Below are 24,001 nucleotides of genomic sequence, written 5' to 3' on the forward strand. Positions count from 1 at the left end.
TCTCCTTCACTCGTCGGCGGTCACGGCCAGCCCGGCCAGCACGGCCCGGGCCAGCTCCGCCACGTGCGGCGGTTCGACCATGTCCCAGTGGTGGCCCGGCACCGGCGTCACCGTGAGCTCGCCGCGCGTGCGGGCGCGCCAGCTCTCCGGCCGCACCTCCGGGCGGCCCTTCACCGGGTGGGTGCCGGTGGAGGTGATGAGGTGGATGCCGGTCTCGACGACCGCGCGGCAGCGGTAGGACTCGACGGCGTCCTTGCCGGCCAGGTACACCCGCGCCATCTGCTCGACGACGGCGTTGCCCGCCACCTCCGAGACCATGCCGCGGTCGCGGGCCTCGGCAAGCATCTCGTCGAGCGTGTCGACGGCCCCCGGGGCCAGCTTCAGCACGGCCTCGCCGAACCACGCGAGGGGGTCGCTGGTGTCGACCTCCGGGAGCGGGTTGCCGTAGTCGTCGACCCCGAGGACGGTCGCGTCGATGACACACAGGTGCTCGACCGCACGGCCCGCTTTTTCCAGCTGGGCGGCCATTTCGAACGCCACCGACCCGCCCTGGGACCAGCCCGCGAGCCGGATGGGAAGGTCGCCGGCGACCGGCAGCAGGTCGGCGACGAAGGCCGCGGCCAGCTCCTCGATGGTGTGCACCGGGTCCTCGCCGGGGGCGAACCCGGGCGCCTGCAGGCCGAACACCGGCAGCGCCGGGTCCAGCTCGGCCACGAGCTGCAGGTACGGGAACGGGCTTCCGGCCGTCGGCGGCAGCAGGAACAGCGGCGCGACACCCGCGCGGCCCGGCGAGAGCGGGACGACCAGCCCTCCGCCGCTGCCGCCGGCGCGGATGAGGTCGGCCAGCGCCCGGATGGTCGGGGCGCGGAAGACCTCGGCCAGCCCGACGGTCGCGCCCAGCTCGGCCTTGATCCGGTCGACCAGCACCACGGCCAGCAGCGAATGGCCGCCGACGTCGAAGAAGCCGTCGGTGACGCCGACCTTCCGGCCCAGCAGGTCTTCCCACAGCTTCGCCAGCGCCATTTCCAGCTCGTCGCGCGGGAGGACGCCGGACGTCGGCACCGGCGCGGCGTCGGGGACGGGCAGCGCGACGCGGTCGATCTTGCCGTTGGACGTCAGCGGCAGGGAGTCCAAAGTGGTCAAGGTCGACGGGACCATGTACTCCGGCAGCCGCTCGGACAGGTGCGAACGCAGCGCTTCAGCGTCCACAGTGGACGGCGCGACGTAGCCGGCGAGCGCGCCGTCACGGACCACGGCGACCGCCTCGGTGACGCCGGGGCCGCCGACCAGCGCGGCCTCGATCTCGCCCAGCTCGATGCGGTAGCCGCGCACCTTGACCTGGTGGTCGGTGCGGCCGACGAACTCCAGCCGGCCGTCCGGCAGGTACCGGGCGAGGTCACCGCTGCGGTAGAGGCGGCCGGGGCCGAACGGGTTGGGCACGTACTTGGCCGCGGTCAGGCCGGGGCTGCCCGCGAAGCCGCGCGCGACTCCCGCGCCGCCCGCGTACAGCTCACCGGTGACGCCGGCCGGGACGGGCCGCAGGTGCTCGTCGAGGAGGTAGACCTCGGTGTTCCAGATCGGCCGGCCGACCGAGATCGGCGTGGTGACGCACTCGGCGGCGGGCAGCAGGTTGATCACGTTCGCCACGGACGTCTCGGTGTGGCCGTACTCGTTGGCCACCACGACGTCGGGGGCGTTCTCGCGCCAGAACTCCAGGGCCTCGGCGGTGAGCTGCTCACCGCCGACGACCAGGTGCGCGGCCGCGGCCGCCGCTTCGGGCTCCAGACAGCGGCGCAGCGGTTCGAGGTGGGCCGGGGTGAGCTTGACGAAGCTGAACTTCCGGCCGCTCGACAGCACGTCCGCGAGGCCGGCCACCGGGTGCTCGTCCTCCGGCACCAGCGTCACGGTCGTGCCGCACAGCAGCGGCAGGAACAGCCCGGTGACGGTGAGGTCGAAGGCGAGCGACGAATGCACGGGCGCGCCGTCTCCCTCGTCGGCGCGGTAGGCCTGGCGGCACCAGTCGAGGTAGTGCAGCACCCCGCGGTGGCTGATCATCACGCCCTTGGGCCGCCCGGTCGAGCCGGAGGTGTAGATGACGTAGGCGAGGTTCTCCGGGTCGACCACCGGGTCCTGCCACGGCACCGGGTCGTCGGCGACCGGCTCGTCGGCGTAGACGACGACGTCTCCGAGGTCCTCGCCGGCGTACCGGCGGGTGGTGACGAGGACGCGGGCGCCGGCCTGGCGCAGCATGTACTCCTTGCGGTCCCGCGGGTAGGCCGGGTCGAGGGGGATGTAGTGGCCACCGGTCTTGAGGATCGCCAGCAGGACCGGCAGCAGCAGCGGGCCGCGTTCGCAGAGCACGCCGACCGGGGTTTCGACGCCGACGCCGTGGGCGCGCAGCCGCTGGGCGAGCCGGGTCGCCCGGGTTTCGAGGTCGGCGTAGGTCAGCTCGGCCGCGCCGCAGCGGACGGCGATCGCGTCCGGGTTCGACGCGGTCTGCTCGGCGATCCGCCCGTGCAGCGTGCCGCGCAGGTAGGGCTCGGCGGTGGCGTTCCAGGTGTCGAGGAGCAGTGTCCGCTCGTCCGCGCCGAGGACGTCCACTTCGGACAGCCGGGCGCCGGGCTTCTCGGCGAGCTCGGTGAAGAGCCGGACGAAGTGCTCGCCCATGCGGTCCATCCGGGCCTGGTCGAACAACGCCGTCGCGTACTCGAGGACACCTTCGACGGATCCGTCGGCCTGGCGGACGAAGGAAATCATCAGGTCGAACTTGGCGGTGCTCGAAGCCAGGTCCACCGGCGAGACGGCGAGGTCGCCCAGGGAGGCCTCCCCCGACGACGAGTCGTAGACCGCGAACATCACCTGGACGACCGGGGTGTGCGCGAGGTCGCGCTCCGGGGCCAGCTCCTGGACGAGACGCTCGAACGGCAGGTCCTCGTGGGCCTGGTCGGCCAGCCGGGCCACGCGGACGCGGTCGGCGAGGGTGCCGAAGTCCGGGTCGCCGGAGAGGTCGCCGCGGGCGACGACGGTGTTCACGAAGAACCCGACCATGTGCTCCAGCTCGGCCCAGCCACGGCCCGCGACCGGGGTGCCGACGGCGATGTCCTCTCGCCCGGTGTGCCTCCCGAGCACGACGTACGCGGCGGCGAGCAGGGTCACGAACGGCGTCGCACCCGTGCTCTTTCCCTGGTTCAGCACCGCTTCGGCGGCGGCCGCCGGAATGGTGAAGCGGGCCGACGCGCCGTGGGGGTCACGCTGGGCCGGCCGCGGGCGGTCGGCGGGCAGCTCCAAGGTCTCCAGGCCGGCGAGCCGCTCCTTCCAGTAGGCGAGATCCGCGTCGTGAGCGTCCACCCGGGACTGCTCCCAGACGGCGAAGTCCGCATAGGACAGTTCGATCGGCGGAAGCTCGGCGCCGGTGTAGAGCTTGCGCAGGTCCTCGAGCAGGATCGGCAGCGACCAGCCGTCGCAAGCGATGTGGTGGACGTTCAGCGCCAGCACGTGCCGCTCGGGCGCCTCGCGGACCAGCAGGGCGCGGAACACCGGCCCGGCGGCGAGGTCGAACGGCCGGCCGACGTACTCCGCCAGCACCGCTTCCAGGTCACCCTCGACCACCGGCAGCTCGACCGGCTCCGGCGCCCCGATCACCTGCCGCGGCTTGGTGTCCTCCGCGAGGTAGGTGGTGCGCAGGATCTCGTGCCGGGCCACGAGGGCGTCGAGCGCGTGCTGGAGCGCGCCGACGTCGAGGGCGCCGTCCAGCCGGAGCAGGAGCGGGACCGCGTACTCGGCGCTGTCCGGGTCGAGGCGGTCGAGGAACCACAGGCGCTGCTGCCCGGCCGACAGCGGGAGCGGGACGTCGCGGTCGGCGCGGCCGAAGGTGCGGACCGGCGCGGTGGCGCGTCCGCGCAGGCGCTTCGCGAGCACCGCGGCCCGCAGCCGGGCCGCCCGATCGGCGTCGGCGGGGCGGGTGTCGAACGTGGTCATGCGCTGGCCTCCTCGGTGAGGGAGTCGAGGAGCTCCTGCTCGGACATGCCGGCGAGCTCGGCCTCGATCTCGGTGTGGACCACGGCGGCGAGCGCGGCGACCGTGGTGGTCTGGAACAGCACGGGCAGGGGCAGGTCCACGCCGAAGGCGGCCTGCAGCCGCATGCGGACCTTGGCGGCGAGCACGGAATGCCCGCCCAGTGCGAAGAAGTCGTCACCGAGCCCGACGCGGCGCACACCCAGGACCTCGGCCCAGATGTCGGCGATCAGCTGCTCCTCGGGACTGCCGGGAGCGACGTAGTCCGCCGACTCCTCGGCCGGTTCGGGCAGCGCGGCCCGGTCGAGCTTGCCGCTGGCGTTGACCGGCATGGCGTCCAGCACGACGAAGGCCGACGGCACCAGGTGGTCCGGCAGGCGCCGGGCCAGGAAGGTCCGCAGGTCGGCGGCGGTGACGTCGCCGACGGTGTAGGCGACCAGCCGCTTCTGCCCGGCCGGGTCCGGCTTGGCGAGCACGACCGCCGCGGTGAGCGCCGGGTGGGCCCGCAGCGCGGACTCGACCTCGCCGAGCTCGATGCGGAAACCGCGGATCTTGACCTGGTCGTCGGTCCGGCCGAGGAACTCCAGGTTCCCGGCGCGAGTGCGGCGGACGAGGTCGCCGGTGCGGTACATCCGGCCGCCGGCCGGGTTCGCGACGAACCGCTGGGCCGTCAGTCCCGGCCGCCCGAGGTAACCGCGGGCCAGGCCCGGGCTCGCGACGTACAGCTCGCCCGCCACACCCGGCGGCACCGGCTGGAGCCGGTCGTCGAGGACGTAGGCTCCGGTGTGGTCCAGGGCGCGGCCGATGGTGACCTGCTCGCCCACCACCAGGGGCTCGCTGACCGTCGAGACGACCGTGGCTTCGGTCGGGCCGTACATGTTGAGCATCCGGCGACCCGGCGCCCACTTCGCGACCAGCTCCGGCGGGCAGACGTCGCCGCCGACCACGACCGTGCGGAAGTCCGGCAGGTCCGGGTCCTCGACCGTGGCCAGGGCCGCGGGCGGGATCAGCGCGTGCGTCACGCGGCCCTCGGCGAGGACGTCCCGCAGCTGGTCGCCCAGCAGCGGGCCCGGCGGGGTGACGACCAGCGCGGCGCCGGTCATCAGCGACGCGCACAGCTCGAGGATCGACGCGTCGAAGCTCGGGGACACGTACTGCAGCACCCGGTCGCCGGGGCCGACCCGGTAGGCGTCGACGGTGTTGGCGACCAGCGTGGCGAGGCCGGCGTGGCTGACGACGACGCCCTTCGGCCGTCCCGTCGAACCCGACGTGTAGATGACGTACGCCGCGTTCGCCGGCTCGACTTCGACGTCCAGCGGACTGTCGTCCATTGTGGACTCCGGCAGCTCCCGGAGAGTGAGCACCGGGTCGGCGTCGTCGAGCATGTAGCGGATGCGCTCTTCCGGGTAGCCGGGGTCGACCGGGAGGAAGGCCGCGCCGGTCTTGACGACCGCCAGCTGGGCGACGACCAGGTCGGCCGAGCGCGGCAGCAGCAGCGCGACCACCGTCTCCGGTGCGGCGCCGCGGCTCCGCAGGACGCGGGCCACGCGGTTGGCGGCCTTGTCCAGTTCGCCGTAGGTGAGGGAGTCCGGTCCGGCCACCACGGCCGGGGCATCGGGATTCCGCCGCACCTGCGCCTCGACGAGCCCGGCGAACGTCCCACCCGGCGCGTTGCCGTCGAGCGGAGTGACCTCGGCCGCGTCGAGCATCGTGACACGGTCCACCGGGCGGTCCGGCTCGGCGGCGAAGCCGGTCAGGAGCCGGACGTACCGCTGCGCGAACCCGGCGACCGTGTCCTCGTCGAACAGCGCCACCGGGTATTCGAGGACGCCGTCGACCGCGCCGGTGGGCTGCTCGCGCAGCACCATGGCGAGGTCGAACTTGGCCGCGCCGGTCTCGACACCGAGGGGCTCGCAGTCCAGGTCGCCGAGCTCCCAGCCACCCTCGGACACCGTCTGCAGCGCGAACATCAGCTGCACCAACGGGTTCCGGCTCGGGTCGCGGTCGGGGCGCAGCTCGGCGACGACCCGGTCGAACGGGACCTCCTGGTGGCTGAAGGAGTTCAGCGCGGTTTCCCGCACGCGTCCCAGCAGTTCGGTGAAGCCGGGCGAGCCGGTCAGGTCCGCGCGCAGGGCGAGGGTGTTGACGAACTGGCCGATCAGCCGCTCGGTGTCCGGGTGGTCGCGACCGGCGACCGGGCTGCCGATGGCGAACTCGCGGAGTCCGGTGTGCCGGGAGACGAGGACCTGGAACCCGGCGAGCAGCGTCATGAACAGGCTGGCCCGGGCTCCCGCACCCAGCTCGCCGAGCCGGTTCGCCAGCTCCGCGGGGACGCTGAACTCGTACCGCGCACCTCGCGGGTCGCGGACCGGCGGCCGGGGCCGGTCCGTGGGCAGCCGCACCACCTGCGCCACCCCGGCGAGCTGCGTCCGCCAGAACTCGACGTCCGCTTCGGTCGGCTGGGACCAGACCGCGACGTCGGCGTACTGCACCGGCAACGGGGGCAGGGTGACGCCCGCGTAGAGGTCGCGCAGCTCCTCGGCGAGGAGGCCTTCGGACCAGCCGTCGAGCACGATGTGGTGGGCCGACAGCACAAGGACGTGGTCGTTCTCGGCCAGCCGGCCGAGCGCCGCCGAGAACACCGGTCCGGTGGCGAGGTCGACGGGCCGCGCCTCCAGGACCTGCGCCACCTCGTCGATGTCGGTCACCGGCAACGGAACCGGGCCGGCGGGATCGACGACCTGCTTGGGCTCGCCGTCGATCTCGACGAACCGGGTCCGCAGGATCTCGTGCCGCTCGACCAGCTTCGTCAGGGCGGCCGCCAGCGCGTCGACGTCCAGCGAGCCGCGGAGGCGGACCGCGTTGGGCACCAGGTACTCCGCGCTGGACGGCGCCATCCGGTCGGCCAGCCACATGCCGACCTGGACCCCCGCGAGGGGTGCGGGACCGTCGGGCCGCTTCGGGATCGCCTCGAAGTCGCGCTCGCTCGCGCGGCCGACGGCATCGGCCAGCTCCGCGACCGTGGGCGAGTCGAAGATGAGCCGGATCGGGATGTCCGCCGAGAGCCGTTTGCGCAGCTCGGCCACCACCCGGACACCCAGCAGGGAGTGCCCGCCCAGGTCGAAGAAGTTGTCGTCGGCCCCGACCCGCTCGACGCCGAGGACGTTCTGCAGCACCTCGGCGACGAGTTCCGCGACCGGGCCTTCCGGCGCGCGGTACTCGGCTCCGGCCGCGGCGGGCGCGGGCAGCGCCTTGCGGTCGATCTTGCCGCTTGTCGTGGTCGGGAACTCGGGCAGCACGCTCAGCGCGGTCGGCACGAGGTAGACGGGCAGGCGCTCGCGCAGCTGCTCGCGGATCGTGGTCTCGGTGAGCGTGACGCCGGCCTGCGCGGTGACATACCCGGCGAGGCGCTTGTCACCCGGCGACGGCTGCCACACCGTGACGGCCGCTTCGCGCACGCCCGGCAGCTCCAGCAGCACCTGTTCGACCTCGCCGGGTTCGACGCGGATGCCGCGGATCTTGACCTGCGAGTCCTGGCGGCCGAGGAAGGTCAGCGCGCCGTCGGGGGTGCGCAGACCGCGGTCACCGGTGCGGTAGAGCCGCTCGCCGGGGTGGAACGGGCTGGGCAGGAACGCCGCCGCCGTCTTGCCCGGGTCGCCGAGGTAACCCCGGGCCAGGCCGACACCGCCGATGTAGAGGTCACCGGGGACGCCGACCGGGACCGGCCGGAAGTGCTCGTCGAGGACGTGGATCTGGTTGTTCGCGATCGGCGAGCCGACGCTGACCGAGCCCGCGCCGTCGAGGTCTTCGCGGACACACTCGCGCATGGTCGAGTCGATCGACACCTCGGTGGCGCCCCACTGGTTGTGCAGGGTCGCGTGCTCGCCCAGCCGGTCGAAGAACAGCTTCAGCAGCTCCGGCTGCAGCGCCTCGCCGCTGGTGATGACATTGCGCAGCGGTTTGAGGGCCGCGCGGTCGGCCGGGGTCAGCTGCTCCAGGAACAGCGTCAGCATGCTGGGCACGAACTGCAGGTTCGACACCTGGTGCTTGATCGCTCCGGCCAGGATCGCGGCCGGGTCGCGGTGCAGGCCCGGCGGGATCAGCGCGACGCGGCCGCCGACGATGAGCGGCCACAGGCACTCGACGGCCGAGTCGTCGAAGACCAGCGTCGTCTTCTGCAGGACGCCTTCGCCCGGCTGGAGGCGGTAGGTGTCCTGGTGCCAGCGCAGCCGGTTGACCCAGCCGCGGTGGGTGCTCGCGACGCCCTTCGGCTTCCCGGTGGAGCCGGAGGTGTAGTAGATCGACACCAGGTTGTCCGGGTGGGTGGTGTCGTCCGGCTCCGGCGCTTCCCCGTCCAAATCGGACACTTCGAGGAAAGTGATCCGGCTGTCGGCCGGGGTCTTCGCGCCTTCGTCGACCAAGCAGACGGGTGAGTTCGCGTCGCCGAGGATGCCGAGGACCCGGGGTTCGGGGGCGTCGGTCTCGATCGGGACGAACGCGCCGCCGGCCTTGAGGATCGCGACGAGGCCGACGATCAGGTCGATCGAGCGGTCCATCCGCAGGCCGACCGGGACGTCCGGGCCGACGCCGTGCTCGGCCAGCCGGGCGGCGAGGACGCCGGCCCGGCGTTCCAGCCCGGCGTAGTCGAGGTGGTCGTCCAGGTACTCGACGGCGACGGCGTGCGGGGTCTTCGCCGCCTGCCGGGTGATGAGGTGGTGCAGGCAGACGCTCTCGTCGTAGGCGACGTCGGTGCTGTTGACGCCCTGCACCAGGTGCGTGCGCTCGGCGTCGCCGAGCAGGTCCAGCTCGCCGACCGGGGTTTCGGGGGCGTCGGCGATCCTCCTGAGCAGGGTGGTGAAGTGGCCGGCCAGCCGCTCGATCGTGGTGGTGTCGAACAGCGCGGTCGGGTACTCGAAGATGCCGGTCAGGGCGCCGTCGGCGTCCTGGGCGAGGGCGAGCTCGAGGTCGAACTTGCTCACCCGGGTGTCGACGGCGAGCTGTTCGACGTCGAGGCCCGGCAGCGCCCAGCCCGCCTTCTCGTTGTTCTGCAGGGCGAACACGATCTGCACCAGCGGCGTGCGGGTGAGGTCGCGCTGCGGGCGCAGGAGCTCCACGATCCGGTCGAACGGGACGTCGTCGTGGTCGAACGCGGCGAGGGTGCCCGCGCGGACCCGGCGCAGCAGCTCGGTGAACGCCGGGTCGCCGGTGAGGTCGGCGCGCAGGGGGACGGTGTTGACGAAGTGGCCGACGAGCGGCTCGGTCTGCGGATGGCTGCGGCCGGACACGGGGGTGCCGATCGCGAAGTCCCGCATCGCGGTGTAGCGGCTGATCAGGACCTCGAAGGCGGCGAGGACGGTCATGAAGAGGCTCGCGTCGTGCTCGGCGCCCAGCGCGGCCAGCTTGCCGGCTGTTGCCGCGGGCACGTGCACCGGGGTCTTGGCCCCGGCGATGTCCCGGGTGAGCGGCCGAGGCCGGTCGGTGGGCAGTTCCGCGACGTGCGGCATGCCGTCGAGGGCCTCCTGCCAGAAGGCGAGCCCGGCTTCGTCGGAGGTGGCGTTCTGCCACGCGGCGACGTCGCCGAACTGCACGGGCAGCGCAGCGGGGCGGATCCCGGCGTAGTGGTCGCGGAGTTCGGCGGCCAGGATGCCCATGGACCACCCATCGGCGACGATGTGGTGCAGGAGCAGGACGAGAACGTGCTCGGTGCCGGAGATCCGGCCCAGGGCGGCCCGGAAGACGGGGCCGTGTTCGAGGTCGAGCGGGGTGTCGACCCGGGACCGGAGGAAGGCCTCGACGTCACTCACCTCGGTGACCGGGAGCGGCAGCGGCCGTAACGGGTCGACCACCTGGGCCGGCTCGCCGTCCACCTCGACAAACCGGCTGCGCAGGATTTCGTGCCGGGCCACCACCGCCGACAGCGCGCCGGCCAAGGCCCCCTCGTCCAGGTCGCCGTTGATGCGCAGGGCGAGGGGCACCAGGTACTCCGCCGAGCCCGGGGCCAGCCGTTCGGCGAACCAGAGTCCACGCTGCACCGGCGAAAGCGGGGTCCGGACCCCGTGCTCGCGAGCCGGGATCGGCTCGACGTCCACAGTGGACGCCGCCGGCACGAGCCGGGCCAGGGCGGCGATCGTCGGAGCCTCGAACAGCGCCCGGACGCCGAGCCGCACGCCGAGCTCCGTGCGCATCCGGCCGGTCACCTTCGCCGCCAGCAGCGAGTGGCCGCCCAGCGCGAAGAAGTTGTCCTCCACCCCGGGCTCCGGAATGCCGAGGACGTCGGCCCAGATCGCGGCCAGTGCGACCTCCACCGGGTTCCGCGGCGCGACGTGCCCGGTGACGACCCGCTGCGGCGCGGGCAACGCGGCCCGGTCGAGCTTGCCGTTCGCGGTCCGCGGCAGTTCCGCCAGCGGCATGATCACCGACGGCACCAGGTGCTCCGGCAGCCGCGCGGCGGCGAGATCGGTGAGCACCGCCGGGTCCGCCGTGCCCACGACGTAGGCGACCAGCAGCCCGTCCCGGACCACAACAGCGGCTTGCGTGACCCCCTCGAAGCCGGCCAGGACGGCCTGCACCTCGCCGGGCTCGACGCGGAAGCCGCGGATCTTGACCTGGTCGTCGGCTCGGCCCGCGTACTCGAGGACGCCGAGAGCGTTCCACCGGGCGAGGTCGCCCGTGCGGTACATCCGCTCCCCCGCCCCGAACGGCGACGCCACGAACCGCTCCGCGGAAAGCCCCGGCTGCCCGAGGTAGCCGTGGGCGGTGCCGACACCCGAGAGGTACAGCTCGCCCACCACCCCGGCGGGCACCGGCCGCAGCCGCGCGTCGAGGACGTACGCGTGCTTCCCGAGCACCGGCCGCCCGATCGGGACCGGCCCGTCGACCGCCGTCACCGTGTGGACCGTGCTGAAGCCCATCGTCTCGGCGGGCCCGTACCCGTTGACCACCGCGACGTGCGGGTACGACCGCAGCACCTTCGCCAGGTGCGCCGGGGACGCCGCCTCGCCGCCGGTCATCGCGCGGCGGACCGTCGCGAACACCGCCGGGTGCTCGTCGACCAGGAAGTCGAACAGGCTGGCCGAGACGTCCAGGACCGTGACGCCGTGCGCCACGACCAGGTCCTCGATCAGCGCGGGCTCCGGACGCTGGCCGGGCTGGAGCACGACCGTGCCCCCGGCCAGCAGCGGCCCGAGCAGCTGCGTGCCGAACGCGTCCCACGACACCGGCGCGCACTGCAGCCAGACGTCGCCCGGGCCGAACCCGGCGTAGTCCTGGCCGGTCAGCGTGCCGGCCACCGCGCGGTGCGGGGCCGCGACCGCCTTCGGCACGCCTGTCGACCCGGAGGTGAACATGACGACGGCGAGGTCGTCCGGGCTGCCGGGCAGACCGAGGACACCACCGTCGCGGACGGCGATCGCGGCCGCGTCGGCGACGACGTCGATCCGGCGCCACGGCAGCTCGCGTCCGTCGGTCAAGACGACCGCCGCCGACGTCCGCCGCAGCGCGCCGACCAGACGCTCGGCCGGGAAGTCCGTGTCCAGCACGGTGTAGGCGGCCCCGGCCTTGAGCACGGCGAGCAGCGCGACGGCCAGGCGCGGCGACCGTCCGATGTGGACTCCGACCAGGTCCCCGCGCCGGACGCCCTCGGCGACGAGGTGCCGGGCGAGCCGGTTGGCCTCGGTGTCGAGCTGTCCGTAGGTGAGCGACGAGCCCTCGAAGACCAGCGCGGTCGCGTCCGGCGCCCACTGCGCCTGCCGCTCGACCAGCTCGTGCAGCCGCATCGCCGGGGCCGTGGCCTCCGTGGTCCCGAAGGCCAGCAGCTCGGCCCGTTCCGCGGTGGCGAGCAGGTCCAGCTCGGCCAGCGGAACGTCCGGAGCAGACACAGCCGCGGTGAGGAACCGCGCGAACCGCGCGGCGATCGACTCCGCGGTCGCCGCGTCGAACAGGTCGGCGGCGTACTCCAGCTGCCCGGTCAGCCCGGCCGGGGTGCCGTCCGAACCGTGGTTCTCCTCGATGCCCGCGGTCAGGTCGAACTTGGCGACGTCACGGCGGACCGTCACGCCCTCGGTGACCAGACCGGGCAGGCTGAGCTGCGCGGTGGCGTTGTTCTGCAGCACCAGCATCACCTGGAACAACGGGTGCCGGGAGGCCGACCGCGCCGGGTTGACCTCTTCGACGACCCGCTCGAACGGGACGTCGGCGTGCGCCAGCGCGGCCAGCCCGGCGTCGCGGACGCGGGCCAGGAGCTGCCGGAACGTCGGCTGCCCGGAGACGTCGGTGCGCAGGACGAGGGTGTTGACGAAGAACCCGGCGAGGTCGTCGAGCGCCGTGTCGCCGCGGCCGGCGACGGCGGTCCCGAGCGGGACGTCGTCGCCCGCGCCGAGCCGCGACAGCAGGGCCGCGAACCCGGCCTGCAGCGCCATGAACAGCGTCGCACCCCCGGAGCGGGCCAGGTCGACGAGCGCTGCGTGGACATCCGCGCTGAGCGCGAACTCCACCGAACCGCCGCGGTGGCTCGCCACAGCCGGGCGGACCCGGTCGGCGGGCAACGCCAGCTCCTCGGGCGCCCCGGCGAGAGCGTCGCGCCAGAACGCGAGCTGGCCGGCGATCTCCGGCTCGTCGAGGACTTCTCGTTGCCAGAGCGTGTAGTCCGCGTACTGCACCGGCAACGGTGTCCACTTCGGAGCGTCCCCGTCGAGGCGGGCCGCGTAGGCGGTGGCCAGGTCGCGCCACAGCGGTGCGGCCGACCAGCCGTCGGAGGCGATGTGGTGCAGCACCAGCAGCAGCACGTGGTCCTCGGCGGCCACCGAGACCAGGTGCGCCCGGATCGGCAGCTCGGTCCGCAGGTCGAACACGTGCGCGGCGGCTTCCGCGAGCACCTCCGGCAACGAGTCCTCGGTGGACCGGGTGAGCGTCCACGGCACCGCGGGCGCGGTCAGGATCTTCTGCCACGGCTCGCCTTCATGGGACGGGAACACCGTCCGCAGCGACTCGTGCCGCTGCACGACATCGGCCACCGCGGCTTGCAGGGCGGCCACGTCCAGGGAGCCGCGCAAGCGCAGCGCACGCGGGACGTCGTACCCGGCGTTGGCCTCCTCGGCCTGGTCGACGAACCACAGCCGCTGCTGCGCGAACGACAGCGGCAGCCGGTCGGGCCGGTCGCGGCGGGTCACCGGCGGCCGCGCCGGAGCGGCGTCACCGAGGACTTCGGCGAGCCCGGCGACAGCCGGGGTGCGGAACAGGTCGCGGATGCCGAGCTCGACCCCGAGCACGGCGCGGACGCGGCCGATCAGCCGGGCCGCCAGCAGCGAATGCCCGCCCAGGTCGAAGAAGCCGTCGTCGAGACCGACCTCGGGCAGCCCGAGCACCTCGGCGAAGAGTCCACAGAGGACGTTCTCGGTCACGGTCCGCGGCCGGCGGCGCAAGCCGGCCGCGAAGTCCGGGGCGGGTAGCGCGCGGCGGTCCAGCTTGCCGTTCGCGGTCCGGGGCAGCTCGGCCAGCGGCACGATCGCCGACGGCACCAGGTAGTCCGGCAGCCGGTCGGCCAGGTAGGCCCGCAGCTCGGCCGGTTCGGCCGCACCGACGACGTAGCCGATCAGCCGACCGTCGCGGACGACGACCGCGGCCTGCTCGACCCCGTCGTGGCGGGCCAGCACGGCCCGGACCTCACCGGGTTCGACGCGGAAGCCACGGACCTTGACCTGGTCGTCGGCGCGGCCGACGTACTCGAGGACGCCGTCGGCACGCCAGCGCACGAGGTCGCCGGTGCGGTACATCCTCTCCCCCGCCACGAACGGCGACGCGACGAACCGCTCGGCGGTGGCGCCGGGCAGGCCGCGGTAGCCGTCGGCGAGGCCGTGGCCCGCGAGGTACAGCTCACCCGTGACACCGGGCGCGGCGAGGGCGAGGTGCGCGTCGAGGACGTAGGCGCGCTTGCTCGCCACCGGCCGGCCGATCGGGATCGCGGTCCCGCCGAGGTCGGCCACGGTGATCGGGTGGAACGTCGTGTAGCCCATGCTTTCGGCCGGGCCGTAGCCGTTGATCAGCGCGACGTCCGGGTACTCGCGCAGCGCCTTCGTGACGTGCTCGACGGACGCCGGCTCGCCGCCGGTCATGGCGCGGCGCAGCACCGAGAAGACCTGCGGTTCCTGGTCCAGGAGGTAGTTGAACAGGCTCGCCGAAGCGTGCAGGACGGTGACGCCGTGCTCGACGACCAGCGCGGCGATGCGGTCCGGCTCGGGGTTCTGGCCGGGCTGCAGGACCGTCCGGCCGCCGTAGAGCAGCGCGCCGAACAGCTGCAGCGCGAAGCCGTCCCACGACACCGGCGCACACTGCAGCCACACCTGGTCCGCGTCGAAGGTGGCGTAGCCCTGGCCCATGGTCGCGACGACCCCGCGGTGCGACGTGGCAACGCCCTTGGGCACACCGGTGGAGCCCGAGGTGAACATGACGCAGGCCAGGTCGGCCGGGGTCAGCTCGACGTGGGGGTCGGCCGCGTCCGGGTGGTCCGGGATCGCCGTCAGGACCCGCCGCACGCCGGCCTGCTCGGTGACGGCGGCCAGGCGCTCGGCCGGGTAGCTCGGGTCCAGCAGGGTGTACGCGGCGCCGGACTTGAGCACGCCCAGCACTGCGGCAGCGAAGTCGAAGCCGCGGTCGAACAGGACACCGACGACCTCGCCGCGGCGGACGCCGTCGTCCAGCAGGTGGTGGGCGACCCGGTTGGCACGGGCGTTCAGCTCGCCGTAGGTCAGCGTCTCGCCCTCGAACAGGATCGCGACGGCCTCGGGGTCCTGGCGCTCGACGATCGTGTGCAGGCACTCCTCCGGCGCGGCGCTCACCTGGACCGCGTGGCCCGAGGTCAGCACAAGGTCGCGGTCGGCCGCGGTGAGCACGTCGAACGCCGCGACCGACGTCGCGGGCGCGTCGGCGATCTGCCCCAGCAGCCGGACGAACGCGGTGGCCAGGCGCTCGGCGGTGGCGGCGTCGAACAGCGCGGTCGCGTACTCGAACGCACCGGTGATTCCGTCGCCGTGGTCCTCCAGCGCGACGGTGAGGTCGAACTTGGCGACCGAGCGGGTCACCTCGTACGGCTCGGTGTCCACACCGGACAGTGCGACGGGCGGGTTCTCCTGCTGCAGCACCAGCATCACCTGGAACAGCGGGTGCCGCGACGCCGAGCGGGCCGGGTTCAGCTCCTCGACCAGGCGCTCGAACGGGACGTCGTCGTGCTCGAACGCGCTCAGGTCGGCTTCCCGGACGCGGTCCAGCAGCTCGGTGAACGCCGGCGCGCCGCTGAGGTCCGTCCGCAGGACAAGGGTGTTGACGAAGAAGCCGACCAGGTCGTCGAGAACCGGGTCCGGACGACCCGCGACGGGGGTGCCGATCGGGATGTCGTCACCGGCGCCGAACCGCGCGAGCAGGGTGGCGAGCGCGGCCTGCAGGACCATGAACAGCGTCGCGCGCTGCCCGGCGGCCAGCTCCAGGAGCCGCGCGTGCAGCTCGGCCGGGATCTCGATCGCCGCCGAGCCGCCGGTGTGGTCCGCGGTGGCGGGCCGGACGCGGTCGTAGGGCAGGGCGAGTTCTTCGGGCACCCCGGCGAGCGCGGCCGTCCAATATGCGACGTCGCTGTCGAGTTCTCGTTGCCACAGCGTGTAGTCCGCGTACTGGACCGGCAGCGGCATCCACTCCGGCGCGCGGCCGTCGAGCCGGGCCGCGTAGGCGTCGGCCAGGTCGCGCAGCAGGACCGGGATCGACCAGCCGTCCCCGGCGATGTGGTGGGTGAGCACGAGCAGGACGTGCTCGTCACCCTCACTGAACAACCACGACCGCACCGGCGGCGCGGCGGCCAGGTCGAACGGCGTCCGAGCGGCGTCGGCGACCGAGCCGGCGCCGACCTCGAACGGGACCTCGTAGGAGTCGAGGACTACCTGGTACGGCCCGGATTCGTCCTCGGCGTAGTACGTGCGCAGGGCTTCGTGCCGACCGGCCACATCGGACAGTGCGGCCGCCAGCGCGGCAGCGTCGACGTCGCCGCGCAGCCGCAGCGCGATCGGCATGTGGTACGCGGTGTCCGCACTGTCCATCCGGGACAGGAACCACAACCGTTCCTGACCGGGAGCCAGCGGAAGCCGGTCGGGCCGCTCGCGGCGGGTGATCGCCGGGCGCGCCGCGACGGCGTCCCCGAGGCTTTCGCTCAGCCCGGCGACCGTCGGGTTCGCGAACAGCGCCCGCACGGTGACGTCGAGGCCCAGCACCGCGCGGATCCGCCCGGCCAGCCGGGTGGCCAGCAGCGAGTGGCCGCCCAGGTCGAAGAAGCCGTCGTCGATGCCGACCTCGGGCGCGCCGAGGACCTCGGCGAACAGTTCGCACAGCGCGTGCTCACGAGCGGTGCACGGAACCCGGCCCGCAGCGGTTTCGAACGCCGGCGCGGGGAGAGCCTTGCGGTCGAGCTTGCCGTTCGGCGTCCGCGGTAGCTCGTCGAGCAGCACGAACGCCGACGGCACCATGTACCCGGGCAGCGCGGCGGCCAGGTGCCGGCGCAGATCCTCGACCTCGACCGGCTCGCTGGGCACGACGTAGGCGACCAGGCGCTTGTCGCCGGGCCGGTCTTCGCGGACGACGACCGCGCGCAGTGCGACGGCCGGGTGCGTGGCCAGCACGGCCTCGATCTCGCCCAGCTCGATGCGGAAGCCGCGGATCTTGACCTGGTGGTCGACCCGGCCGAGGAACCGGATCTCGCCGTCGCGGCGGCGGGCGACCAGGTCGCCGGTGCGGTACATCCGCTCCCCCGGCGCGAACGGCGACGCGACGAACCGGTCCGCGGTGAGGTCCGGGCGGCCGAGGTAACCGCGCACGACGCCGTCACCGGCGAGGTACAGCTCACCCGGCACACCCGCCGGGACCGGCCGCAGCGCGCGGTCCAGCACGTGGACCTGGGTGTTCGCGATCGGCGTGCCGATGGTCGGCGCGCCTTCGCCGACGCGGGCGGTGGTGGACCAGATCGTCGTCTCGGTCGGGCCGTACATGTTGGTCACCGACGCGGCCCGGGCCCGCAGCTCGACGGCCAGGTCGTCCGGCAGGGCTTCGCCGCCGACCAGGACGTGCACGCTCGTGAGGTCGACGGGCTCGGCCAGCAGCGCGTGGAAGAGGCTCGGCGTCGCCTGCAGGAGCGTGACGCCGTCCTCGGCCAGGGCGGCCAGGGCGCGGGTGTCGCGGACGTCGTCGCGGCTCGCGAGGACGACCGTGGCCCCGGCCAGCAGCGGCGCGAAGATCTCCAGGCCGGCGATGTCGAAGCCGACGGTCGTGACGGCCAGCAGCCGGTCGCCCGGGCTCATCGCGAAGCGGTCGACCATGTCCAGCAGGAAGTTCAGCAGCGGCCGGCGCGGGACGACGACGCCCTTGGGGCGGCCGGTCGAGCCGGAGGTGAAGATCACGTAGGCCGGGCTGTCCGGCGACGCGGTGTGCGGCAGGTTCTCCGCCGGGCCGTCGAAGACGAGGTCGTCGCAGCTCAGGACCAGGGCCGGGGCGGCGTCCTCCAGCATCATCGCCAGCCGGTCCTCCGGGTACTCCAGGTCGAGCGCGAGGTAGCCCGCGCCGGTCTTGAGCACGGCCAGCATCGCGATGATCAGCTGTTCGTCGCGGGGCAGGGCGAGGGCGACGTACCTCTCCGGCCCGGCGCCGCGCGCGGCCAGGCGGTGGGCGAGCTGGTTGGCCCGGGCGTTCAGTTCGGCGTAGGTCAGGGTTGTGCCGCCGAACTGCAGGGCGGGCGCGTCCGGGGTGGCCGCGGCCTGCGTCTCGAACAGCTCGATCACCGAAGTGTCCGGCCGTGGCCGGGCCGTCTCGCTGTTCGCCGTCTCGATGGCCTTGCGCTCGCCGTCCGACAGCAGGTCCACAGTGGACAGCGCGACGTCCGGGGCGGCGACCGCGGCGGTGAGCAGGCGGACGAACCGCTCGGCCAGGTCGGCCGCGGTACCCGGGTCCAAGAGGTCGGTCGCGTACTCGAGGTACCCCCCGATCCCGGCGGTGGTCTCCTCCAGGTTCAGCGTCAGGTCGAACTTCGCCGTCGCGGTGGCCACCGGCACGTCGGCCACGGCCACGCCGGGCAGGGCCAGGTTCGCCGCGACGTTGTTCTGCAGCGCCAGCATCACCTGGAACAACGGGTGCCGCGCGGTCGAGCGGGCCGGGTTGAGCCGCTCGACGACCCGCTCGAACGGGACGTCGGCGTGGTCGAACGCCTTGAGCGAGCTCTCCCGGACCCGGCGCACCAGCTCGGTGAAGCTCGGGTCGCCACTGAGGTCGGTCCGCAGCACCAGGGTCTCGACGAAGAAGCCGACGAGGTCGTCGAGCGCGGCGTCCGGCCGGCCCGCCGACGGGGTGCCGACGGCGACGTCGTCCCCTGCGCCGAGGCGGGACAGCAGCGCCGCGAACCCGGCCTGCAGCACCATGAACAGCGTCGCGTGCTCGCCGCGGGCGAGCTGCAGGAGCCGGGCGTGCAGGTCCGCGCCGAGGGTCACCGGGACGGTCGCGCCGCGGTGGCTCGCGACCGGCGGGCGCGGGTGGTCGAAGGGCAGCGAGATCTCGTCGGGCAGACCGGCGAGCGCGTCGGCCCAGTAGTCGAGGGAGTCGTCGGTGAGGTCCTGTTGCCACAGCGCGTAGTCCGCGTATTGCACCGGCAACGGCGTCCATTTCGGACCTTCGCCGACGACGCGGGATGTGTACGCGGTCGACAGGTCGCGCAGCAGCGGGCCGAACGACCAGCCGTCGCCGGCGATGTGGTGGGTGACGAGCACCAGGACGTGCTCGTCACCGTCGGGGATCAGCGCGGCGCGGATCGGCAGGTCGGCGGCCAGGTCGAACGCGCGCGCGGCGAACTCGGACACGTCGGTGGCCGACTCCGTCCACGGCAGCTCGGTGAGCGGGCGGATCTCCTGGCGGGGCACACCGTCGGTGTCCGGGAAGACCGTCCGCAGCGCCTCGTGCCGCTCGACGACGTCGGCGAACGCCTGGCGCAGCGCGGCGACGTCGAGGGCGCCGGTCAGCCGCACCGCACGCGGGACGTTGTAGGTGGCGCCGGCCTGGTCGAGCTGCTCGACGAACCACAGGCTGCGCTGCGCCGACGAGAGCGGCAGGACGTCCGGGCGCGGCCGGGCCACGACGGCGGGGCGGGCCGCGCGGGCGGTGTCGAGCACCGCGGCCAGCCCGGCGACGGTCGGGGCGCGGAAGACGTCCGCGACGCCGATCCGGACCCCGAGCATCGCGCCGACGCGGGCGACGAGCCGGGCGGCGAGCAGCGAGTGCCCGCCGAGGGTGAAGAAGCCGTCGTCGACGCCGACGTTTGCGACGCCGAGCACGTCGGCGAAAAGTCCACAAAGGACCTCCTCACGCGGGGTGCGCGGCGCGCGGCTGGTGGTCGTGCGGTCGGGCGCGGGCAGCGCGCGGCGGTCCAGCTTGCCGTTGGGGGTCAGCGGCAGCGCGTCGAGCAGGACGAACGCGCTCGGCACGAGGTGCTCCGGCAGCCGCTCGGCGAGGTGGGCACGGAAGTCGGCCGGCTCGCCCACGACGTAGGCGACCAGGAGCTTCTGGCCGGGCCGGTCCTCGCGGACGACGACGGCGGACTCGGTGACGGCCGGGTGCGTGCCCAGCGCCGTCCGGATCTCACCCGGCTCGACGCGGAACCCGCGGATCTTGACCTGGTCGTCGGCGCGGCCGGCGTACTCGAGGACCCCGTCGGCGCGGCGGCGCACCAGGTCGCCGGTGCGGTACATCCGCTCCCCCGGCTCGAACGGGCTGGCCACGAACCGGACGGCGGTCAGGTCGGAACGACCGACGTAACCGTCCGCGATGCCGCCGCCCGCCGCATACAGCTCGCCGACCACGCCGGGCGCGACCGGCCGCAGCCGCTCGTCCAGGACGTACGCGCGCTTGCCGTTGAGCGGCGTGCCGATCGGGATGGGCGCGCCGGTGAGGTCGGCCGCCGTGACACGGTGGCAGCTGACGAAGATCATGTTCTCCACCGGCCCGTAAGCGTTGTGGAACGCCACCGCCGGGTGGTTTTCGAGAGCCTTCGCCAGGTGCGCGACCGAGGCGACCTCACCGCCGGTGTAGACGTCGCTGACCTGCGAGAACACTGCCGGGTACTCGTCGAGGAGGAAGTTCAGCAGGCTGGCCGAGGCGAACATCGTCGTGACGCCGTGCCGCTCGGCCAGGTCGGCGATGAGCGCGGGCTCGGGCTTCGGGCCGGGCTGCAGGACACAGGTCGCGCCGGTGAGCAGCGCGCCGAACAGCTCGAACGCGAACGCGTCCCAGGAGACCGGCGCGGTCTGCAGCCAGACGTCGCCGGTGTAGCCCTGGCCGAGGATGGTCGTCACGACGGCTTCGTGAGAGGCGACAACACCCTTCGGCGTGCCGGTCGAGCCGGAGGTGAACATGACGCAGGCGGGCCCGGCCGGGTCGGTGTGCCGCACCGGCGCAGGCGCGACGGCGTCCACAGTGGACAAGTCGTCGAGGACCAGCGGAGTGCCCACCTGGTCGGCCAGCAGCTGCCGCCGCTCGGCCGGGAACGAGGGGTCCAAGAGCGTGTAGCCGCAGCCGGCCTTGAGCACACCGAGGATCGCGGCGACCAGCTCGGGACCGCGGTCGAGGCAGATCGCGACGATCCGCCCGGCCCGGACGCCGGCCAGGTGGGCGGCCACGCCGTTCGCGCGGGCGTCCAGCTCGGCGTAGGTGACGGCCTCGTTCTCGAACAGCAGCGCGGTGCGGTCCGGGGTGCGGCGAGCGTGGCTCTCGACCAGCTCGTGCAGGGTGGCGGCCGGCGCGGCGGGGGCGGGCCTGCCGCCGGTGACGGCCTGGGCGCGCTCGGCGGCGTCGAGGAGGTCGAGGTCGCCGAGGCGCGTGTCCGGGTTCGCGGCGACGGCGGTGAGGACGCGCACCAGCCGGCCGGCCAGCGTCGCGGCGGTGGCGCGGTCGAACAGGTCGCTCGCGTACTCCAGCAGGCCGGTCAACTCGCCGTCGCGCTCTTCGAAGATCGCGGCCAGGTCGAACTTCGCGTACCCGATGTCGACGCGCTCTCCGGTGGACCGGACGCCGTTGATGCCGAGCTCGGCGGCGACGTTGTTCTGCAGGACGAGCAGCACCTGGAACAGCGGGTGGCGGCCCAGCGAGCGGGCCGGGTTCAGCTCTTCGACGACGCGCTCGAACGGCACCTCGGAGTGCTCGAACGCGGCCAGGCACGTCTCGCGGGCGCGGTCGAGGAGCTCGCGGAACGTCGGGTCGCCGCCGGTGGCGGTGCGCAAGACGACGGTGTTGACGAAGAACCCGACGAGGTCGTCGAGCGCGGCGTCGGTGCGACCGGCCACCGGGGAGCCGACCGGGACGTCGTCGCCGGCGCCGAGGCGGGTGAGCAGCGCGGCGAACGCGGCCTGCAGGACCATGAACAGCGTCGCGCCTTCGGCCGCGGCCAGGTCCGCGAGGCTGCGGTGGACGTCCGCGGGCACGTCCACCGGGACGACGCCGCCGCGGTGGCTCGCGACGGCCGGGCGCGGGCGGTCGGCGGGCAGCGGCAGCTCTTCGGGGAGTCCGGCGAGAGCGTCGCGCCAGTAGGCGAGGTCGCGCTCGACGGGGAGTTCCTGTTGCCACAGCGTGTAGTCCGCGTACTGCACCGGCATCGGAGTCCACTTCGGACTCTGGCCTGCGACACGGGCCGCGTACGCGGTCGACACGTCGCGCAGGAGCGGGGCGAAGGACCAGCCGTCACTCGCGATGTGGTGCACGACCAGCAGCAGCACCACTTCTTCGGCGTTCAGGCTGAAGAGCGTGGCGCGGATCGGGAGTTCGCGGGCGAGGTCGAAGGCGGCCTCGGTGGCGGCGGTCAGGTCGGCGGCGAGAGTGTCCTCGGTGGACGTTTCGAGAGCCCACGGGACTTCGCCTTCCGGCAGGATGTGCTGCGCGGGCTCGTCGCCGTCGCTCGTGAAGATCGTGCGCAGGGTTTCGTGCCGGGCGACGACGTCTTCGACAGCGCTCCGCAGCGCGTCGGCGTCGATCGGGCCGGTCAGGCGGACGGCCTGCGGGATGTGGTAGCTCGCGTTGCGCGTGTCGGCCTGGTCGAGAAACCACAGCCGGCGCTGCGCGAACGACAGCGGCATCGGCTCGGGGCGCGGGCGCGGGGTCAGGGCCGGGCGCGCTTCCGGGGCGTCTTCGAGCAGTTCGGCCAGGCCGGCCGGGGTCGGCGCGCGGAAGACGTCACCGATGCCGGCCTCGACGCCGAGGGTCGTGCGGATGCGGGAGACGAGCTTGGCGGCGAGGAGGGAGTGGCCGCCGAGGGTGAGGAAGCCGTCGTCGATGCCGACGCCGTCGACACCGAGGATCTCGGAGAACAGCTCGCAGAGCGCCGCTTCACGCGGGTTACGCGGGGCGCGGCCGGTGCGGGCGGCGGACCAGTCCGGCGCGGGAAGGGCCTTGCGGTCGAGCTTGCCGCTCGGGGTCAGCGGCAGCTCGGCCAGGACGACGAACGCCGCGGGCACCATGTACTCCGGCAGGTTCTCCGCCAGCGCCGCACGCAGGGCTTCGACGTCCGGGGTGCCGTCCGAGACGACGTAGCCGACCAGGCGCTGGTCACCCGCGCGGTCCTCACGGGCCAGCACGCACGAGCCGCCGACGCCGGGCTGCCGGTCCAGGACGGCCTCGATCTCGCCCAGCTCGACGCGCAGGCCGCGGATCTTCACCTGGTGGTCGGTGCGGCCGAGGTACTCCAGGGCGCCGTCTTCCGTCCAGCGCGCGAGGTCGCCGGTGCGGTACATTCGCTCCCCCGGCTCGAACGGGCTGGCCACGAACCGTTCGGACGTCAGGCCGGGTCGGCCGTGGTAACCGCGGGCCAGCTGGATCCCGGCGAGGTACAGCTCTCCCGCGACACCGGGCGCGACCGGGTTCAACCGGGCGTCCAGGACGTAGGTGCGGGTGTTCCACACCGGCCGTCCGATGGGGACAGTCCGTTGCGCTCGATCGCAAGCCCAGTATGTGACGTCGACGGAGGCTTCGGTCGGGCCGTAGAGGTTGTGCAGCTCGACACCCGGGAGCGTCTCGAAGAACCGGGCCTGCAGCTCGGCGGGCAGCGCCTCACCACTGCACAGCACGCGGCGCAGGCCGGTGCAGGTCGCGGCGGCCGGGTCGAGCAGGAACGCCTGCAGCATCGACGGGACGAAGTGGACGGTCGTGATCCGCTCGGCGCGGATCAGCCCGGCCAGGTAGGCGGGGTCACGGTGGCCGCCGGGGCGTGCGATGACCAGCGTGGCGCCGGTCAGCAGTGGCCAGAAGAACTCCCAGACCGAGACGTCGAAGCTGGACGGCGTCTTCTGCAGCACGCGGTCGGTCTCGTCGAGACGGTACTCGGCCTGGGTCCAGGCGAGCCGGTTGACGATGCCTTCGTGCGGCACCAGCACACCCTTGGGGCGGCCGGTGGAGCCGGAGGTGTAGATGGCGTAGGCGAGGTCCTTTGTGGACGTATCGACGGTGCTGGCCGGGCCGGTCGTCAGGTCGAGCTCGTCGAGGCAGAGCGTCTCGGCGTCGAAAAGGGCTCTGTGGCGGGTCTGGGTGAGAACGACCGGCGCGGCGCTGTCGGCGACCATGTAGGCCAGCCGGTCGGCCGGGTAGTCCGGGTCGAGCGGGACGTAGGCGCCGCCCGCCTTGAGCACCCCCAGCAGGGCGATGACGAGCTCAAGGGAGCGGTCGGCACAGACGCCGGTGAAGACGCCGGGGCCCGCGCCCCGCTCGACCAGGAGGTGCGCGAGCCGGCCGGCTCGCTCGTGCAGGGCGCGATAGGTCAGGGTCGCGCCTTCGAACACCAGCGCCGTCGTGTCCGGGGTGCGGGCCGCCTGCTCGGCGAGCAGCCGGGCGAGCGTGCGGCCCGCCTCCGGGACGTCGGTGGTGGTGTCGTTCCAGGCCGCCAGCAGCTGCCGGGTGTCGTCGTTCACGTAGATCAGCTCCAGTTCGGTTCTGCCGG

1 protein-coding gene and 1 pseudogene are annotated in these 24,001 nt (G+C 73.5%); both read right to left on the minus strand.

Annotated elements, in window-relative coordinates; translation table 11 throughout:
• Window positions 1-6: 6 nt before the first annotated feature.
• Window positions 7-3,978 carry a non-ribosomal peptide synthetase gene (locus ACZ61C_RS37120; protein WP_465312579.1) on the minus strand — a complete coding sequence of 1,324 codons (3,972 nt, stop codon included), beginning with the start codon at window positions 3,976-3,978 and terminating at the stop codon, window positions 7-9.
• Window positions 3,975-23,981 (minus strand): annotated as a pseudogene (locus ACZ61C_RS37125) (non-ribosomal peptide synthetase); the annotation flags it as partial. The gene ACZ61C_RS37120 and the pseudogene ACZ61C_RS37125, both read right to left, overlap by 4 nt.
• Window positions 23,982-24,001 lie beyond the last annotated feature (20 nt).

It is taken from the genome of Amycolatopsis sp. NPDC104587, from assembly GCF_055583645.1.

Bases quoted from the DNA above. Each gene is read 5' to 3' on its own strand.
- ACZ61C_RS37120 (WP_465312579.1), bottom strand. From the start codon at position 3,978: ATGACCACGTTCGACACCCGCCCCGCCGACGCCGATCGGGCGGCCCGG.